General features: G+C 40.1%; 13 protein-coding genes. 4 read left to right on the top strand and 9 right to left on the bottom strand.

Features of this window, described 5'->3' with window-relative positions; genetic code table 11:
• The first annotated feature begins 366 nt into the window (after positions 1–366).
• The 4 genes from rnhA (at position 367) to rnr (ending at position 5,118) form a co-directional block, all read left to right on the top strand.
• Positions 367–852: a ribonuclease HI gene (gene rnhA, locus DWW52_RS09850; RefSeq protein ID WP_118715325.1), complete on the top strand. Its 486-nt coding sequence runs from the start codon at positions 367–369 to the stop codon at positions 850–852.
• A 111-nt stretch (positions 853–963) separates the two neighbouring features.
• On the top strand, positions 964–1,932 hold the full coding sequence (locus DWW52_RS09845) for an NAD-dependent epimerase/dehydratase family protein (protein ID WP_118715324.1): 969 nt from the start codon (positions 964–966) through the stop codon (positions 1,930–1,932).
• A 138-nt stretch (positions 1,933–2,070) separates the two neighbouring features.
• Positions 2,071–2,769 carry a DedA family protein gene (locus DWW52_RS09840; RefSeq protein ID WP_118715323.1) on the top strand — a complete coding sequence of 233 codons (699 nt, stop codon included), beginning with the start codon at positions 2,071–2,073 and terminating at the stop codon, positions 2,767–2,769.
• A 63-nt stretch (positions 2,770–2,832) separates the two neighbouring features.
• On the top strand, positions 2,833–5,118 hold the full coding sequence (gene rnr, locus DWW52_RS09835) for a ribonuclease R (protein ID WP_118715357.1): 2,286 nt from the start codon (positions 2,833–2,835) through the stop codon (positions 5,116–5,118).
• 111 nt (positions 5,119–5,229) lie between these two features.
• Here the strand turns inward: rnr and DWW52_RS09830 are convergent, their stop codons facing one another.
• From DWW52_RS09830 to DWW52_RS09790, 9 genes are all read right to left on the bottom strand, one after another.
• Complete coding sequence (locus DWW52_RS09830; protein ID WP_148315348.1) at positions 5,230–5,916, bottom strand: hypothetical protein; 687 nt, start codon at positions 5,914–5,916, stop codon at positions 5,230–5,232.
• A 502-nt stretch (positions 5,917–6,418) separates the two neighbouring features.
• Positions 6,419–7,918, bottom strand: coding sequence for a hypothetical protein (locus DWW52_RS09825; RefSeq protein ID WP_118715321.1), 1,500 nt, complete (start codon positions 7,916–7,918; stop codon positions 6,419–6,421).
• Between the two features lie 30 nt (positions 7,919–7,948).
• On the bottom strand, positions 7,949–9,196 hold the full coding sequence (locus DWW52_RS09820; RefSeq protein WP_118715320.1) for an amidohydrolase family protein: 1,248 nt from the start codon (positions 9,194–9,196) through the stop codon (positions 7,949–7,951).
• A complete protein-coding gene (locus tag DWW52_RS09815; protein WP_118715319.1) occupies positions 9,193–10,281 on the bottom strand; it encodes a peroxiredoxin in 1,089 nt (362 codons plus the stop codon). Before DWW52_RS09815 ends, DWW52_RS09820 begins: the two co-directional genes overlap by 4 nt.
• A gap of 84 nt (positions 10,282–10,365) precedes the next feature.
• Positions 10,366–12,507 carry a hypothetical protein gene (locus tag DWW52_RS09810; RefSeq protein ID WP_158582551.1) on the bottom strand — a complete coding sequence of 714 codons (2,142 nt, stop codon included), beginning with the start codon at positions 12,505–12,507 and terminating at the stop codon, positions 10,366–10,368.
• 14 nt (positions 12,508–12,521) lie between these two features.
• On the bottom strand, positions 12,522–14,027 hold the full coding sequence (locus DWW52_RS09805) for a hypothetical protein (RefSeq protein WP_148315347.1): 1,506 nt from the start codon (positions 14,025–14,027) through the stop codon (positions 12,522–12,524).
• Complete coding sequence (locus DWW52_RS09800; RefSeq protein ID WP_118715316.1) at positions 14,020–14,781, bottom strand: DUF4843 domain-containing protein; 762 nt, start codon at positions 14,779–14,781, stop codon at positions 14,020–14,022. Before DWW52_RS09800 ends, DWW52_RS09805 begins: the two co-directional genes overlap by 8 nt.
• Before the next feature lie 11 nt (positions 14,782–14,792).
• Entirely contained in the window at positions 14,793–16,223 is a 1,431-nt protein-coding gene (locus tag DWW52_RS09795; RefSeq protein WP_118715315.1) for a RagB/SusD family nutrient uptake outer membrane protein, read from the bottom strand.
• 12 nt (positions 16,224–16,235) lie between these two features.
• Positions 16,236–19,487, bottom strand: a complete 3,252-nt coding sequence (locus DWW52_RS09790; protein WP_158582550.1) for a SusC/RagA family TonB-linked outer membrane protein — start codon at positions 19,485–19,487, stop codon at positions 16,236–16,238.
• Between the last annotated feature and the right edge of the window lie 7 nt (positions 19,488–19,494).

The following is a 19,494-nucleotide window of genomic DNA, read 5'->3' as shown; positions in this document are numbered from 1 at the left end:
TGTAAAAAATATATTTCACCGGGGACGAAAAACAATAAACAAGAGATAAACAAGGAATACACAAGAGATGAACTGTCTCGTGGTATCGAAATAGCCTGTTAGCTATTCCTTTTATGATCCGGGATACTGATTTCTCGCAAACGTTAAAAAAGCTTATCCCCTACTAAAATGGCGGCTAAGTGGCGGTTAGGTGGCGGCTAAATGGCGGCCAAGTCGCCTAGAGGTGGCCTAGACGTGAGGCAATGGTCGCTTAAAAATATAGTTTATCCCAAGTGTTTTCCTTGAAAAAGGGTTATTCATACCAGAGCAAAGCAAGACAAAAATATCAAAGGAAATAATTACTTTTACGCCGTAAAAAAAATTGATATGCCACAAAACATCACGATATACACGGACGGAGCCGCTAGCGGGAATCCCGGACCGGGAGGCTACGGGGTCGTGCTTATGGCGGGACCTCATCGCAAAGAGTTGTCGGAAGGGTTCCGGTTAACCACGAACAACCGCATGGAATTACTCGCCGTCATCATCGGGCTTGCCGCCCTGCGCTTCGAGGGGAGCAACGTGACGATCTATTCCGACTCGAAATACGTGGTCGATGCCGTGGAGAAAGGTTGGGTGTTCGGTTGGGAAAAAACGGGGTTTAAGAAAAAGAAAAATCCCGATCTCTGGCGAAAATTCCTGGCGCTCTATCGCAAACATCACGTAAAATTTATCTGGGTAAAAGGACACGCCAACATCCCCGAAAACGAACGCTGCGATCAACTCGCCGTGGCCGCCTACAAAGCACCTAACCTTCAAATAGATGAATATTATGAAGCAGAACCCCGTTCTGACGAACAAATTTTCAGTTAAAAGGCAAAAAAATATTCCATTTGTTAGTCGCAAAGATTCTAAAATAGTTATTTTCGCGCTACAATCTATAACTAGAAAAAGTAACATCATTCATCACAAAAACTAATAGAGATGAAAAAAATATTAATCGTTGGTGCAGGGGGACAAATCGGTTCCGAACTGGTTCCCTATTTGAGATCTATCTATGGCGAGACTAACGTGGTAGCCGCTGATATCAGTGCAGAAAAATGTAAAGCATTGGCAGAAGCCGGTCCCTTCGAGGAATTGAACGCCCTTGACGGGGAGGGTTTCAGTGCCATCGTGAAAAAATATAACATTGATACGATCTTCAACCTGGTCGCTTTGTTATCCGCCACGGGAGAGAAGAACCCGAAACTGGCATGGGATATCAACATCGGGGCTTTAACCAACTCCTTGTACATTGCCAAAGATAACAATTGCGCCGTGTTCACGCCGAGTTCTATCGGGGCTTTCGGTAACGACACCCCCAAGGATAAAACTCCCCAGGACACCTTACAACGTTCCAATACCACGATTTACGGGGTTTGCAAAGTAACCGGAGAACTTTTAAGCGACTATTATTTCCACCGGTTTGGGGTTGATACCCGAAGCGTACGTTTCCCGGGATTGATTTCTTACGTGACTCTCCCCGGCGGCGGTACTACCGATTACGCCGTGGAAATTTACTATGACGCTATCCGCAAAGGTTCCTTCACTTGTAACGTGGAAGCAGGTACCTACATGGATATGATGTACATGCCGGATGCTTTACATGCAGTAGTGCAATTAATGGAAGCAGATCCCAGCAAGTTGAAACACCGGAACAGTTTCAACATCGCCTCCATGAGTTTCGAACCGGAGCAAATTGCTGCCGAGATTCGCAAACACATGCCCGATTTCAAACTGGATTACCAAATTGACCCGGTTAAACAAGCTATCGCCAACAGCTGGCCGAACAGCATGGACGACACTTGCGCCCGTCAAGAATGGGGTTGGGCCCCGAAATACGACCTTACCAGCATGACGAACGACATGTTGATCAAGGTAAAAGAAAAATTCGACAAAGGCCTGATCAAATAAAGATATAAACTCAAAACAAGAAAAGCTGTTCTTCACGGGACAGCTTTTTTTGTTGCCCGAAAATAATTTAATCGAATTGTAACAAGAACACATCTCCCCTTTCTTATCTTTACAGAATGATTCACGACTAAATTATTTATGGAATACATTCATTATCTTGTTGATTTTATCCTTCACATTGACATACACCTGACAGAAATGGTTGCTTTGTATGGCATGTGGATTTACGGGATCTTATTTATCATTATCTTCTGTGAAACCGGATTGGTTGTCACGCCTTTTCTCCCGGGGGATTCCCTGTTATTCGTGGCCGGGGCGTTGGCTTCACTTCCGAACAACGATGTTAACGTACATCTGGCCATACTAATCCTGGCTGCCGCCGCTATTTTGGGAGATGCTTCCAACTATACCATAGGCCGATTTTTCGGGGTAAAACTATTTAGCAACCCGAATTCCAGAATATTCAAACAAAGCTACTTGACGAAAACTCACGAATTTTACGAAAAACACGGTGGAAAAACAATTATCTTGGCCCGATTCGTACCTGTTATCCGTACTTTTGCTCCTTTCGTGGCCGGGATGGGACACATGAGTTATCGACATTTTGCCTTGTATAATATTACGGGAGGTACCATCTGGGTGGTTTTATTCTCGTATACCGGATACATTTTCGGGGGACTGGAAATCGTACAAAACAACCTAAAACTATTGATCATCCTGATTATTGTACTCTCCATTCTCCCGGCAATCATCGAGGTTTGGAAGAACAAACGTAAAAAGAAAAACCAAGATTTTGAAACCGAATTTACTAATATACGAAAAAAAACATTACATTAGTAATCTTATTCAAGTGAGGACGACGACCTTATCGTCAACTCCTCGTATTTTATGATATATATTATGCCAAAAAAAGAAAAGAAAAGCACGCGAGATATCGGTAAGAAAGAATTACACCGATTGTTATATGACATATTTTCCGGTAACCCCGAGCAATATTTCAATTATAAAGAACTAGCCCAGCGATTAGGTATCAAGAACATGAATGCCAAGCAATTGATCACGACGGTTCTTTACGAGATGAAAAACGATGAAATGCTCACGGAAGAGTCCACCGGGAAATTCAAATTCAAAATCAACACGACTTACGTGACCGGAATTATAGACCTCACCGCCAAGGGAACCGCTTACCTGATTTCGGACGAGTGTAAGGACGACATTTTCATCCCGCAGGTAGGGTTGAACCACGCGCTGAACGGGGACAAAGTGAAAGTAGTGGTATACGCCCGGAGTGCAAGACGCAGACCGGAAGGCGAAGTCGTGGAAATCCTGGAACGCAAAAAAGAAACTTTTGTAGGGATCATTCAATGTTCCAAGCACTACGCATTCCTGGTCCCCACGGGAAAACAATTACCCTACGACATATTCATTCCCCTCGCCGAACTGAACGGGGCGAAAGACGGGGAAAAAGCTATCGTGAAAATCACGGAATGGCCGGAGAACCAGAAGAACCCGATCGGGAAAGTACTGGAAGTCCTCGGCACCCCCGGAGACAACGACACGGAGATGAACGCCATCATGGCCGAATTCGAACTCCCCGTGCAATTTCCCGCGGGAGTGGAAAAAGCCGCCAAGAAAATAAAAGATGCCATCCCGGCAGAAGAAATAAAAAACCGGAGAGATTTCCGGGAGATCACGACATTCACGATCGACCCGAAAGATGCCAAGGACTTTGATGATGCCCTTTCCATTCAAAAACTGAAAAACGGAAATTACGAGGTCGGCGTGCATATCGCCGATGTCAGTTTTTACGTGACACCCGATTCCGTGCTGGATAAAGAAGCCTACGCGCGGGCAACTTCCGTGTACTTGGTAGATCGCACGATCCCGATGTTGCCGGAACACCTGTCCAACGGGTTATGTTCCCTACGCCCCGACGAGGAAAAACTTTGTTTCTCGGCAGTCTTCGAATTGAACACGAATGCCGAGGTCGTAAAACAATGGTTCGGACGAACGATCATCAAATCCAACCGTCGTTTCACTTACGAGGAGGCACAGGCCATGATCGAAGGGGAAGAAGGCGATTACAAAGCAGAGATATTAACACTCAACGATCTGGCACAAAAACTCCGGGCCGCCCGGTTCCAGAACGGGGCTATCGCATTCGACCGGATTGAAGTGCGCTTCGACATTGACGAAAACGGGAAACCCACGGGAGTCTATTTTAAACGCTCGAAAGAGGCGAACAAACTGATCGAGGAATTCATGCTCCTCGCCAACAAGAAAGTAGCCGAAAGAATCGGTAAAGTCAAAGAAAATCAGAAAGCCAAAACCTTCGTGTATCGTATCCACGAACAACCAAACAGCGAGAAACTGGAGGATTTCGGCCGCTTCATTGCTAAATTCGGTTACCGGATTCGCACGAGTACCCCCCGCCAGATTTCCTCTTCCATGAATAAATTAATGGAAGATGTACAGGAACGTCCGGAACAAAATATGATTGAAACTTTAGCTATTCGTACCATGGCAAAAGCCGTCTACTCAACCGTGAACGTGGGGCACTATGGATTGGCTTTTGACTACTATTCGCATTTTACCTCCCCGATCCGTCGTTACCCGGACGTGATGACCCACCGGTTGCTACAACGCTATCTTGACGGGGGACGTTCCGCCAACGCCGAGAAATACGAGGAGATGTGTAAACACTGTTCCGACATGGAACAGATAGCAGCCAACGCGGAAAGAGCTTCCATCAAATACAAGCAAGTCGAGTTCATGAGTGACAAGCTCGGAGAGAATTTCATGGGAACCATCTCCGGTGTCACGCAATGGGGCTTCTACGTGGAATTGAATGACACGAAATGCGAGGGACTCGTCGCCATCAACGAACTGGAAGGCGATTACTACGAGTTCGACGAGGAAAACTACTGCATCGTGGGACGCCATCACCGGAAAGTATACCAATTAGGAGACCAGGTACTCGTGAAAGTAGCTAAAGCAAACCTTGTTGCCCGCCAACTAGACTTTGCCCTCGCGGAAAGCGTAAATGCTAGCACAACCTCCAAACCAACGACTTCCAAAGCCCCAGAGAGTCGTCTGGGTAAAACCGAACGCAAATTTAGACGAGGACGCCGTGGAGATGCCGCCCCCGATCGGAAAAAAGGGAAAAGAAGTAAAGGGAAAAAATAAAAGATACAGACGTTATTTACTTCGAAAGAAGAAGTTCTCCGAAAAGTTATATTCGGAAAACTTCTTCTTTTTCGATCACAATATTTCATGAAGATTTCATATCATTTTACACTACCATCCGTAAATATCCTTCTCCGTGAAAGGGAAGCTTAAAGAGGATCCATCGTGAAAATGCTCCAATATCTCTTCTTTCGTCAACGCTTTAGGATAGTGAATCGGAGGCATTCCTTTTTGTCCCAATTTATTACCTATATATTTTAATATCTCGTATTCCTCTATCGTGCTGGAAGGCACATCTTTGTTACGATCTACTGTTATACCCAACGAAATAGGATTTAGTCCCAATTTCCTTCCTATAGTCACGTAATTTTTGTGCAAAAAAACACTTACACTTGTTTTCTTTAATGCAACAGAATCAATTCTTAACACATACTCCGCATACGCATCTAAAAAACGTCCTTTACGATCTTTAAACACGTATGATTTCAAGTTCCTTGAAACAGGAAAAATCTTCTCGTTTTTCTTACGAAAGTACAAAATAGGTGCTTCTTTAAACAATTCTCCGGAAACATGCGAAAGAGATTTTAATCCCATCTGATATTTTCCCCTAGCATCAGGAGGAAATCGCGATGTGGATAAAGCAAAACAAGAATCCAACACCTCTCGTACTTCCATTTCTGGAAAATCATAAACGTAAGACGTGGGATTCAACATCTCCCCCTCCCGACGTATATCTTCATAATAACAGGCACAGGAAGCAAGAAAAAAAAGATACATTACTAATACTATATTTTTCATTTCTTCATATTTTGCGGATTTTTAGGTCCATAAGGACCATAAAGCCAATTATTAAACACAACATCAGGAGATCATCAAGTGATACAACAAATTTGGGGAATCCCTCAAATTGTACCTCCCAAGCATGCCTATTTTTTCGTTCATAACCTAAATCTTACACACCAAAATAACAATTTTCGTTTATAAACGAAAATCATTGCACATTTAATCAGTTATAACCAAATTACAAACTGAAGTTTTTCAAGAAACAATAAAAAGAATTTAAAATACTCAACAGTATAAATCCATATTTTTTATTCCAATTCAAACAACAAGCAATCTATCCACCACGACAAACTGAGCTAAAATTCCCTGGGAATCACCTCCAACAAAACAAACGCAAACCCCATCAAGATTGCTAGAGAGCAATCGACAAGAATACTGTTTCGTGAAAATAGGAAAGAGACAATTTCATCAATAGAACTATCTCTTTCTTATTGCAAAATTTCACCTTCAAAATCTTCTAATACTTTATATTATACGGATTCAGTGGACCATAATAACTACTATATAACCATTGATTGAATAAAGCATATACATCTCTCTGTCCCTCAACCATAACATACTGAAATAATACTTCAAGAGCACTTATTGCAGCATCTTCGTTACCATAAAGTTTAAAAGTTTCTTCAAAACAATGAATTACATCAGTATGCCACTGGTTATCAAACCAATATTTTTTGTCATGCCCAAGACAATACGAATCTATAATAGGATGCAAAGCCATTCCAAGATGTACAACATTGCCGTTCTCAAAATATAAATCCATTTGTTCTCTAAAAAATTCTCCCATAGCAGATTGTACTTGAGCTTTTGTTTGTCCTGGCTCTACTAAAGCATGAATATAAGATTTACCTAACGATCTGTATTCTCTTGAATCCGCAAGACTATCACCTTTAAACAAGCTATCTTGAAATGCTTTTGAACCTCTAAAACCAACACGTAATATTCTTCTATGAATATCTAATTGATTATCCTCCGGGAAACCGGGTTTAGCAGGTTCCCAAGGAATAATAGGTGGATAAGAGTCACCTGGATTCGTGCCAGGATTAGAGCCCGAGCCTGACCCAGAATTTGGTCCATGTCCCGTTGTTATCATATATAAAATATTTAAATTTATACCAGCATATTTCACATTCAAATTATATTCAACGTCCCACATAATTGCATTTACCATACTCTCAACTTCTTCTGGCCCAGAAAACTGTGGTGCTGATATCAAAAAATAAAATCGATTCGTATCTATTGATACATTTATATGACCAACCCTTTCCCTATAATTATCATCATGAGTTAGGACCCACCGTTCAGCTTTATCATATGCACTCCTCAGTTCATACCACGAAACTTTCTTACCTTTTACACTTTCGCCATACATAAATGAATAGTCAATTTCAAAATTAACATCACATGTATATGATCCATAATTCTCAAAAGATCTAGAATTTATCTGATTTCCTTTCTTAAAATTCAATTTCAAAATAAGATTATACAATTCAGAATCAATGTCCAATCCACCATCTTTCCACATTAAAAACACTAAAACAGCATTAATATCCTGGGATAATGATGCTGAAAGGACAAAATCTTTATTCACAACTAAGAGTCCCTTATAGCCTTCATTTTCGATAGGTTCATTAACTGCATCCAACTTCATCATTAAATATTCACTAATACTGTCAAGGCCCGTATCTTGAATTGGTATTGCATAAAATAACTCATTACTACTGTTAAACCCACGCATTGCGTAATCAAACAATAATATTTTAGAGTTACTTAAAATGTCATTTAAATTAGTCTCATTCTCCTCTATTTTTTTTATAAATGAATGAGCAATAGAATTGCTCCCATCATACTTCAAAATAGTCTCATTATCTTGAACTTGTTGTCCATCTTGTTTATCTGTACATCCATACAATATACTAAAACAAATAAATATCAAAAAATAAATATTTTTTTCCATATGCAATTTATATTAATGATTCATACTTACTTAAATAATTTCCCCACTTTTTATTATCATGCTTATCTTCCGTAACGCCTTGATATCATCATACGGATTTTCGGGAAGTATCAACAGATCTGCCTGTTTCCCGACCTCGACTGTTCCGACCTTATCACCAACGCCTAAAACCTCTGCCGCAACCTTAGTTGCCGTAAATATAGCTTCCATCGGATAAAATCCGCATTTCTCCACGTAAAGGTCAAGCTCGTCAAACAGGAAAGGGAAAGGACGATTCAAATCATTAACGTAATCGGTACCCGCACAAATCTTTACCCCGATTTGATTCGCTCGCTTCACGAATCGAGTCGCCCAATCCATCTTATTCTCCATGCACAAAAATAACGTCGGGTCAAAAATAAGCCCTTTCTTTTTTACAGTCTGTAAAAAACGTTCAACAGACATCTTCTCATGATCGATCTTATCGTAGAATTTCTCGTAATTTTCAAAAATATTACCACTTAACTCCTCGGATACTCCTTCCCACTCCAACATATAAGCATGAGAAATCACTTGAACCCCGGCATCTGCCACATCCCACGGTTTAGCAGGAAACAAAGTGGCATGTCCCCACACTTGCAATCCATGCTCTTTAGCCTTCCTAACCAATGGCAACAAAGCCTCCCGATCAAATCCGCCATAAATCTTCACTCCCGTACATCCCCACTCTTTTGCTTCTTTCATGACTTGATCCAAATCAGAATCCGGACGGATACATTGCATCCAAGGAGCATAAGGTTCCGGCCAACCTTCCACCATACTTTTCTCCCGGTCATTCCCCTCAAAATAAGCAGGACCAGCCATAAAAGCGGCATAATATATATCGGGTCCCTCATACTTTCCCTGTTGAACTCCCTCTTTCAAATCCCGTAACACACGGGCATCACCCGCCGCATCCCGGATAGAAGTAATCCCATGACGCAAGAAATATTTCAAGTGTTTGGCTCGATCGTCCTGCGTCTCTTTCGGATCATTCGCGATATGCACGTGAGCATCAATCAATCCCGGCATCACGTACATTCCCGCCAAATCCTTCACGTTACCAACAATCCCATTCCCTACATTCTTACCCACGGCCTGAATTATCCCATCTTTCACAACTATATCCACCCCCCGGTGAATATTCCCCTGAACGACATCTACCACATTTACATTCTTCAGAATAATGGCTTTCTGTTGCGCATATCCTTCGATATGCAACAACAGGAATATACTTACAATACAAAATATCATTCTCATGCCCCCTCTTGTTTTATGATTTCATAGATTTCTTGTAATTCAGGATTCTTCAGAAGAATATTTCCATCCGGTCCGATCAGGTAAACCGTGGGAACTTGCTCCACTTTATAAGCAGCACGTACACGGCTCTGTTCGAATCCTCTTTCATCTATTACCTGAATCCATTGAACCTGATCCTCTTTCAGGGCCTGTAACCAAGACTCTTTTTTATTGTCTAACGATATCGAAATAACTTCCAAACCCGTTTTCTGCAATTCCGGATATTGTTGATTCAATTCCTTATTCTTTTTTCTACAAGGAGCACACCAAGAAGCCCAAAAATCTAAAAGCACATGTTTCCCTCGAAAATCAGTCAAATTAATTTTCCGTCCTTTCACATCAGGCAATTCAAAATCAGGAGCCTGTCCGATCAACTGTTTTGCTTTTATTCTATTATACGTATCAAAAATCTTTGTTTTCATTCCACTACTAGGGATACTATCCCCTAAAGCTTCAATTGCCCGGGTAAAGAATCTAAAATCCACCTCGCAATAAAAAAGAATTTCATATATCAGATTTTGCGCTATTTCCGTCCCTGCAAATTTTCGGATACCTTTTAATACAAATTCGTTTTTCTTCGTAAACTTTTTGTCTAACAATTCGGAACGTACCGCTTTTCGATGAATATCCGTAATTGTATCATACCCTCGACACGCATCCTCGTAATCCCGGTTCAACACGTCAAGTTCTTTCTGAAATTCCACATATTGATTCTGTAACGACGGATTCTCCGAAAGTGCGTAATATTTATCACCCGACTCGACAAGAACGTAATGATTCTTCTCCACATAAACCGGGATTCGCATATAATCCTTCGGGAAATTAATAAACACAAGCTTATCGGGTGCTATATCCCCGGACAAAAGGAATGTTCCATCCTCACGAATAGGAGCCACGAACAAACGTTCCCCCCGCCGGGCATCGCACAACACGACTTCAACACTATCACTCTTCCATTGTTTCTCGATCTCTCCCGTGAACTGCACGGAAGCTTGTTTACACCCAAACAAGGTAATCAAGAATAGTCCTATAACGATTATTTTCATGCCGATACTTTATTTATAATTTAAGAAGAAGGTTGCAAGGCCTTCTTCTTAAATAAAACAACACACTAACAACAAATTATCAGACTACGGTACATTCGTAAATCCGTAACCTTCTTGCTGCGGGTAAATATTCCAAGTAGGACTAAGATTATTCCATTTACTCCACGAAAGCACTTCCGAAGGAATCACTCCCGACATTTGATTACCGGAAAGCCCTAAACCTCCCCAAGTAAGCTGCATCATTTGAGTAACTTCAACAGGAATTGTCCCCGTCAAATTGTTATCTTTCAAATTCAAATTTGTCATCACAGTACATGCTCCCACTTCGGACGGCAACGCCCCCGAAAGTTGATTTTTATTTAAATCCAATTTCTTTACCGCTGTCAAATTACCAATACCTTTTAACGTCCCTGTCAATAAATTCTCAGCTAAAGAAATTTCCGTGAGTTTACTACCAAAATTCGTAAAGTCAATGTTTCCTGAAAGTTGGTTTTTATTCATTTTCAAAACTTCCAAATTTGGCAAATTCTTTATCCAAGCAAGGTCTCCGGAAAAACTATTATAGTCCGCACTCAATTTCTTCAATCCAGTCATCCCGGCAAATAAAGTTGCAGCATCACCCTGCATTCCCCCTCCTTCATAAGGACCGGTAATGTCAAGTTCCTCCAATGAGGTCATTTGACTGAAAAAGGCAGGAAGAGACGTCAGGGAAGTATTCGTTAGTACAATTTTCTTCAACCATTTCATATCAGCCACCGTCTCAGGTAAAGAAGAAAGAGACTCACAATAACTCATAGATAATTCCTTGATCCCGCTCAATTTACTAATAGACGATGGTAGAGTTTGTAATGATTTACAATTAGACAAATCCAAAGAAGTCAAACCGGTAAGCTTACCTATACTCTCTGGTAGACTAACTAAAGATTCACAACGACTAAGAGAGAGAGAGGTCAACTGCACCAAATCGCCAAAACTTTCCGGCAGACTCACCAGAGCCGCACAGGAAGTCATATTAAATGACGTCACATTTCTCAAATTTCCGAAATCCTGAGATAATGTTTTCAATGCGCCGCAATAGGAAATATTTAACGTTTTTAGCCCGGCTAACCGTCCAAACCCTTCCGGTAAAACTTCCACGCCTGAATTATTCATATCAAGTTGTTCCAATTGAGACAAATCTCCAATATTTTCAGGCAAAGATGTTAATTTGGAGCATCTACCTATATTCAAAACCAGCAATTCCGATAATGCCGTAATATCCGAAGGTAAACTTGTTATTCTTGTCCCTCCAAGATTCAAGTTTTTCAATTTTGTCAAACTTGAAATCCCATCTGGTAATTCTCCTTGAATTTTAGACGAGGTAATCGCTATTGCTTCTAAAGTTTCCACTTTATAAAGACGATCAAAAGAGGTTAGATGAATATCAAGGCCTCCGACCTTAAATTCTTTTAAAGACTTCAGATCAGACATATTTTCTGGCAAGAACCAACTCACGTTCTCCGAAAAAGAAATATCCAAAATTTCCAGTTTACGCAGATTCACAAGCCCGTTAGGCACTCTACCGGTAAGGCTATTCCCTGACATTTTTATACTTTTCAATTCTCTTAAATTTCCGATCTCGTTCGGGAGTTCTCCTTTCATCTGCCAATCATTAAAAGTAATCCCTACCACTCGTTGCTCTCCGTTAATTTCGTCAAAAGTAAGCCCGCTCCATCCTGTAATCGGTTGTTTCAGATTCCACGGACTTCTCCAGTTCTCCACGTTCAATTCCTCATACAACACGATCAAAGACAAACTATCCGTTTCCCGTGTATATTTTGATTCATGAGTAAATTGACGTACTAAAACCGTGTCGATCACCCCCGTTTGCTCTTGTCGGATAATCAATTTTACCGAACGTTCTTCCATTCCATCATTTCGCTCTAACGTTATTCCAATAACGGCATTACCTTCATCTCCGGAGGTCGGCTCCAATCCTTTTAACCAAGATTCTTGTCTTTCTGGCTCTATTGTCCATTTTCCACCAATTGCACGTAATTCAAAACCTCGGGGATCTGCCGTAGCATCAACAAGCACAACATCTGTCGTAAGTTTTAATCCCGGAGTCATATCTTCGGGTACAACCGGGTCTGGTATATTCTCAAATGTATAATCTCTACATGCTGAAAGCATCCAAGTCAACAACATGCTAATTATCATGAAATATAGTATATTCTGTTTTTTCATAATTGGGAAGTTTATCATTTAATCTTGTAAAACATCGCAACAGGTTCGTGAGAAATCCCCTCGTATTTATTCACAAGTTCTCCTGTATCCGCATTATAAACATATAATGACCCTTTATATTCCCCCGTTCTATTCGGGTTATAAGAAGCAACATAGACCTCTTTCTGCACGGAATAATCTTGATAATCCTCATCTCCGCGATTTCTTTGATAATGATTTAAACAACGAATCTCCTCCCCTTCAGGTAACGTTATAAAAGGAGTTGCAGGCAAGTTCAATTGAGTGTAAAACCATTTGTAAACTTCATTTTTATGAGAAAAAAACACACATGTATAATAATCGTTCACCAGAAAACGTGTAGCTTCAGTAATAATTTCCGGCCGATCTAACACGCGTTCAAATAATACCCAAGGAGCTGTTCCCTCGTTAAAATTATACATCATCCGGTGTATCCCCGTTACCTTCAATTGTCCCCCGTCTTTATTAATCACGTAAACATTATTACCATCCGTTTCTTCATTTTGAAAAATATGCATCACGTAACGATTCTCAAAATAATCATAACAATTACGCATCGTTATTTCCCGATCTGCATTCGCCCCGCTGAAACACACGACATTCCTTTCTTTCCCCGGTGTAGCCCCTATATACACTTTATTACAAGAAGAAAAATAACTCGGACGATCGTTTGCATCTGTATATATGATCCCCTTTTCCTTGGGTAGATCAGGATAAGGAAATATATACTGTTCCACAGTTTGTACTTGTGCCACTCCTCCATTTTTTGAAGGAACATAAAATTCGCGACTGAATCGGCCATCGTAACACATCAAACGTGTCGGAATAAAATTTGCATCGTAATACCTAAAGTCATATTCCATAAGTATCTTGAAAGTTTTAGCATCTATTTGTACTAATTTTTGCCCTTCTCCATGTAAAATGTACAAACTCTGCTCTACTTTATCACAATCTACAGGATCAAGATAAAGTTCTTTACCCTCATTTGCAAAAACAAAAGCATTCTGAATAAACTCAGGGCGCATCCCCGAAGCCTCCTCGTTTTTAGTCAAAGTCTTCATAAATGCAAGACTTCCTTTCCCGTCAGGACGGCGTCCCAAAATTGTAAACCCCTCTTCAAAAGGAGAATTCACAAACACATGATAATACTTAATTGTACTCCCATCTTCGCTTGTAACTACCTGTCTCAAGTGGAAATGCCCCAATTCTCTAACAATATACTTCAAATCCTTTTCCGTTGATATTTCCTTATACACCGTAGTAGAATCTGCTTTAAATACTCCCATGCTCCATTGATAAGTCAATTCAGTCGAACGACTAATTTCTAATTCGGGATTAATCTTCAAAGTATCATTAAAATAAATATCTATTGAATCTCTTGTTCCACTATTTATACCTACTTCAATAATAGGTTGATCCGCCAAGGATGAATTATCATCATAGCAAGCCTGCATCACGTACAGCATGATTAACATGCCGACAATATATTTTATTCTATTCATAATCTGTCGTTAAAGGGTTCGGTAATCTGTAACGTTCATCTCCTGTTTCTAAAAAGTACTCGTACATCGGGGTATAGACATATTGTTTAAAATAACCCACGTACGTGTAAGTCGTCAACAACCACGGGAAACGCCAATAACTCTCATCATCGAGATATTCGCCCCAGTTATTCACGATAGCCGAATACAATGCTGGAACAATATCCTCTGTCTCCCTAAAATATTTAAAGAAGAGTACAAATTTCTCTTGGGTATAAGTACCTAATCTATCCGGCATCCACCATTTGGGTTGTGCCAAAGTAATATCACCGAAAAGTACTGTACACACCGTTTTATTCGTTGGAACATACTCGTCATTCGCCTCAAGATGTAAATACAATTTATATTGCATATCCCGGATTAAAGCGGAGCGAATAAAATCAATTTTTATTGTACCCTTCACTGAATCCTTTTTAAAATATTGGATCTCATCCATGTTAAAATGGACTCCTAACTTGGCAGTAGAATTACGGGTATCAATACTCACCTTAAACTCTGCATCCCGCTCCAAATTAGCCAATCCGATCAAACTAATCGGAATTTCCAAATCACACTCCTTATCTTCCCGGGGACCATAAACGAAAGTAAAAGTATCTCGATCAAAATACATCTTATTTACCTGTTCGGCATTATACACCTGGTAATCATCATTCGTACACGAAAATAATGTGCAAGAACACCATAAGATAACAATATACAATAAATATTTTCTCATAATCAACCAAATTAATCTCTATACTCAAATTCACTATCCGGAATCGGCCACACGTAAATTGCCGACGAAGGTTGGAACGTCTGATCAGTTATGTTATCATAGGCCGTCATTTCATAATGCTTCATCATGAAAAACCATTGTCCTTCACAAACAAGTTCTTTACGACGTTCATTATTTATATGCTTCAAATTAAGCTTCATACCTTCACGACCTGCAAAACCATTCAATCCCCTTGACCGCAACACGGGATCAAAATATTTAGTTGCATTATCCTGATCATCCATACGCAAATAATATTCCGCAACGATATAATGCAACTCAGGCAATCTAATCATGTTCAATCCGCTTAATTTAGCTACAGGCCTGCTTGCTTGTTTTACTTTATAACGGTCAACAATCTTCATACATCTTAACCCCGTAGCTTCATAATCACCAAGAACCTGAAACCATTTATCCTGCCTATAATCGAATCCTTCTTTATCTTCATTATAGATATCCTCATAACCACTTTTAACATCCAAACTGTAATCTCCGCCCGACGCATACATGGTACGTCGAGTAAAAGTCGGAAATTCCTCTGAATAAATTCCCCATATTGTCTCCTTGTTCGAGATGACTCCATTCATGATATCTTCAACATCGGTTTTCTCTTCCAGTTTAAAAAAGCCACAATTAATCACGCTCAAAGCATAATCTTTTGCTTTTTCCAAATCCCCCATCTCCCAATAAACTCTTGCTAATAAAGCTTGAACGGCATACAAATTCATGTGTATCACTCGATCTAAAACAAACCCTCCAGCCTGTTCATCATTTCGATCAAAATACTCCCCGTGCTTCGCTAACAAACGTTCGGCTTCTTTAAAATCCCGAATAACTTTCTCATAGGCATCTTTTACCGTTTCAAAAGGAGCAACTTCATAAGAATACTTCTCATAATAAGGAATTCCCCGCGTGTTCGGAGCTTTTAAATAACTCTCCGCATATAATCGTAAAAGTTCAAAATGCATAAAAGCACGTAATCCTAAAGCCTCCCCTTTATATAAATCATACAAACGAAAAGTCGTTGAATCTTTTTTCGATAAATTACCCAAAATATTATTCACGTATGAAATCCCTTTATACATAGTCGTCCATACCGTATCTAACTTGGGACGAACATCCATGTGCTTATAATCATACGTGCACAAATGACGACTCCAATGAGAACTCCAATCATTATAAAAATATTGACCGGCAATATCCATGATATAATAACTCAAGTTTTGACCATATAATGGTTCTCTCGCTAGAAAAGAATAACTCCCGTAAAGAGCCTCTTCAAAACCTTCGGCCGTTTCAAACAACTTATCATTCACGATCTCTCCCGTCGGTTTAACCTCCAAAAAACTATCGCAGGAATAAAAACCGAACAGAATAAGTATCAAATATTTAATCTTTTTCATATCTCTGTTACATTAAAAAGTGGGACTAATGGAAAACACAAATCCACGGCTAAACGGGTAACTCGTTCCACGTTCATACTTAATCGTTGACAAACGGAAAGGATCGTTCATCCCGACACTCACGCGCAACCGTTTAAACCCGATGGATTTTAGCAATTCCGGGTTAAACTCATACGCTACGGTTATTGTTTTTACTTCCAATGTATTATCATCTTCTACAAAACGACTCGTATGAATCGAAGTACGAGAGTCAGCATTTGCGATATCCAAATAAGGGGGAATATCATTTACATTTTTCCAACGCTCGTCAAAAGCACGGCGATCTACATTATGCCGAGGGTTCACATTTTCCACGTTTTGCGCACGAGTACTATTATATTTTTGACCTCCAAACCGATACATCATACTCAAATTCAACGACCAGCCTTTATAAGAAAGCATTGGCAATATAGCACCTTCCAATACAGGAGTTTCATCCCCTACAACCACCTTATCGTTCGAATCATATACCAAAGTATACGCTCCATTTTTCTTGATAAATACCTCTTCTCCCGTCGCCGGATTAATACCTGCCGAACGAACAGCGTAAATTGCCGTTTCCGACTCTCCCTCCTGATACAACACTTTAGGCGCAACCGATTTATCCGTACTCATCTCGTTATTATACTTTAACAATGCATTACTGATTGCTAAAATCTTATTCGTGTTATGAGCCCCATTCACTTTAAGACTGAAACGCCAATTTTTCGTATTAACAATAAGCCCGGTCACATCAAACTCAATCCCTTTATTCCTCATACGTCCCAAGTTATTCATTACTGTACTCTCTCCGACGGAAGGAGGAACACTCATATCAATCAGCATATCTTCCGTTGTCTTGATATAAGCATCCAAGGTCAAATCCAAACGCCCATTCCACATACTCAGATTCAATCCAAGATTATGCATTCCCGTGGATTGCCATGTCAAATCTTCATTCCCCATAGTTTTAGGCAAAGTTCCCATCCCATGTAGGTAATAATTATCACCGTGATAAAAATAAGTTGTCACCGCTTGATAGGGAGCGAATTTAACCTCACCGGTAACCCCGTAAGAATATCTTAACCGAAACGTGTTCACCCAACCGAAACGTTTCATAAACCATTCATTATGAATATTCCAACCGGCACCTACCGACCAAAAAGGTGCATATTTATTATTCTCTCCAAACTTTGACGAACCGGAACGTCGGAACGAACCATCCACGAAATATTTATTCCTCATAATAAAGTTCAATCCGCCATAAACCCCTAAACGAGTACTGATATCTTCTCTGGCAGAAGGACGAGAAGCCTCCGGATATTTGGCTGCAAAATTAGGAGCATTCAAATTAGGTTTATAAAATCCAATAGCTTGATAAGCATCTTCAATATCTTCCCTCTTATTAACCTCCCCTCCAGCATTCAAAGTCAACAATGTATTATCTCCGAAACTTTTACTATAATTCAAGTTCAAACTCCCCGTATACTCCAATGTTTTAGTCTTTGTCATATCAAGTGATCCTCGCTCCTCCCGGACAACACCTATAAAATCATTAGATTCCGGTGATATAAAATCTTCTTTTGCTTCATTAGAAGAAAGAATTGTTCCCGAACCGTTGATAAAAAAACCAGGCACCACGTCCCAACGAAAAGATAATGTATTTGTGAAAGAATGAGAATTCCCCTTATTATAATTTCCACATTGCGCCTCAAACAATGGATTTGCCATATCCCAAGAGAGCGTTTTAATAATTTTTCCATATTCATCATAAGGTGCATCATAAGGATTCATAATCACGTAATCGGAAAAATTACCAAAAGGACTCTCCTTCCATTTTACACTAGAATATTGAGATTGAAAAGAAACCGTAACCTTATTATCTACATGATAAGAAAGATACATCGCTAATCCAACCGTGTTACGATAATCTTTTTTCATAACACCTTTCACGTTTCTCACGTTAGCATTCATCCGATAAGTCATACCACTACCGCGTCCGCTAACCCCGATCGAATTATTTATTATAAAACCGGAACGCAACGGCTGTGACATCCAATCCGTATCCATTCCTTTAGCGATCAATATTTTCTTTCGATTATACTCCTCAAATCCCTGCATTGTCTCGAAATTATACAATCCCGCCAAACGTTCAAATTCCAATTTATCTTCGGCATTCAAATAATCGTATGACTTCAAATCAGGCACATCTAAAGAACCTTCCAAATTATAAGTCAACCGCAATTGATCATTCAAGACTCGTTTACGTTCTATTACAATAACTCCATTCGCAGCCCGCTCTCCATACATGGCTGTTGCTGAAGCATCTTTCAAAACATCCACACGTTCAATATCGTTAACATCAATATCATACAAATCTCGCATAGAGATCTCCACTCCGTCAAGAATAATCAACGGCTGATTTGCTGATTGATCCGCCTCCGTGGATAACGAAGAAGTTCCACGAATAACAACTTCCGGCAAACGATTCGGGTTAGATCCTGCCTGATTATTTTCAATAAGTCTCAATCCTGGAGTTAACATTGAAATCGCACTAATAATATTAGTTGGAGATATCGCCTTAATCTCTTCTACCGTCATACTTTTTACGGCTCCGGTAAAACTATTTTTTTTCTTCGTGAACATACCGGTAACAACAACATCATCCAATGCCTTCGTGTCAGACTTCATCACGACATTATATTCCGTCTTTTTCTTAGACACCCTCAACTCGTAATTTTGCATACCCACGAAAGAAAACACCAATCTCGTCGTGTCGGATTGAGGAACCTCCAAATTAAACTTTCCATCAATATCCGTAGCCGTCCCTATCGTTGTCCACTTAATCATCACCGTGACACCCGGTAACGGGATCCCTTCCTCGTCCGTAACCGTACCTTTCACTTTAATCCCGGCTACTTTCTTCTCGTCATCCTGTTGCTTGGCGTAAAAGATCACGACATGATCACTTGTAATTTCATACCGTAAAGGTTTGTCGGCAAAGATAGCATCAAGTATCTCCGACACGGTTTTGTAATGCATTTCTCCACTAACGGTATACCTTTGAACATCTTCATGATTAAACACGAACTTCAAATTGGTCTTTTGCTGAATCTGTTCAAAAAGCTGAACCATATTCATGTTCTCAAACACCAGATCAATCCGATCTTGCTGCGACCACACTTTCGCATTTAAACTAGAAAAGCCCAAAATCAATACCAGAAATACCAGCTTGATTTTAATCATAATCCAG

The organism is Odoribacter sp. AF15-53, from assembly GCF_003479425.1.
Lineage (GTDB): Bacteria > Bacteroidota > Bacteroidia > Bacteroidales > Marinifilaceae > Butyricimonas.
The sequence above is the reverse complement of the archived record's forward strand: the minus strand, read 5'-3'. Positions and strand labels throughout refer to the sequence as shown.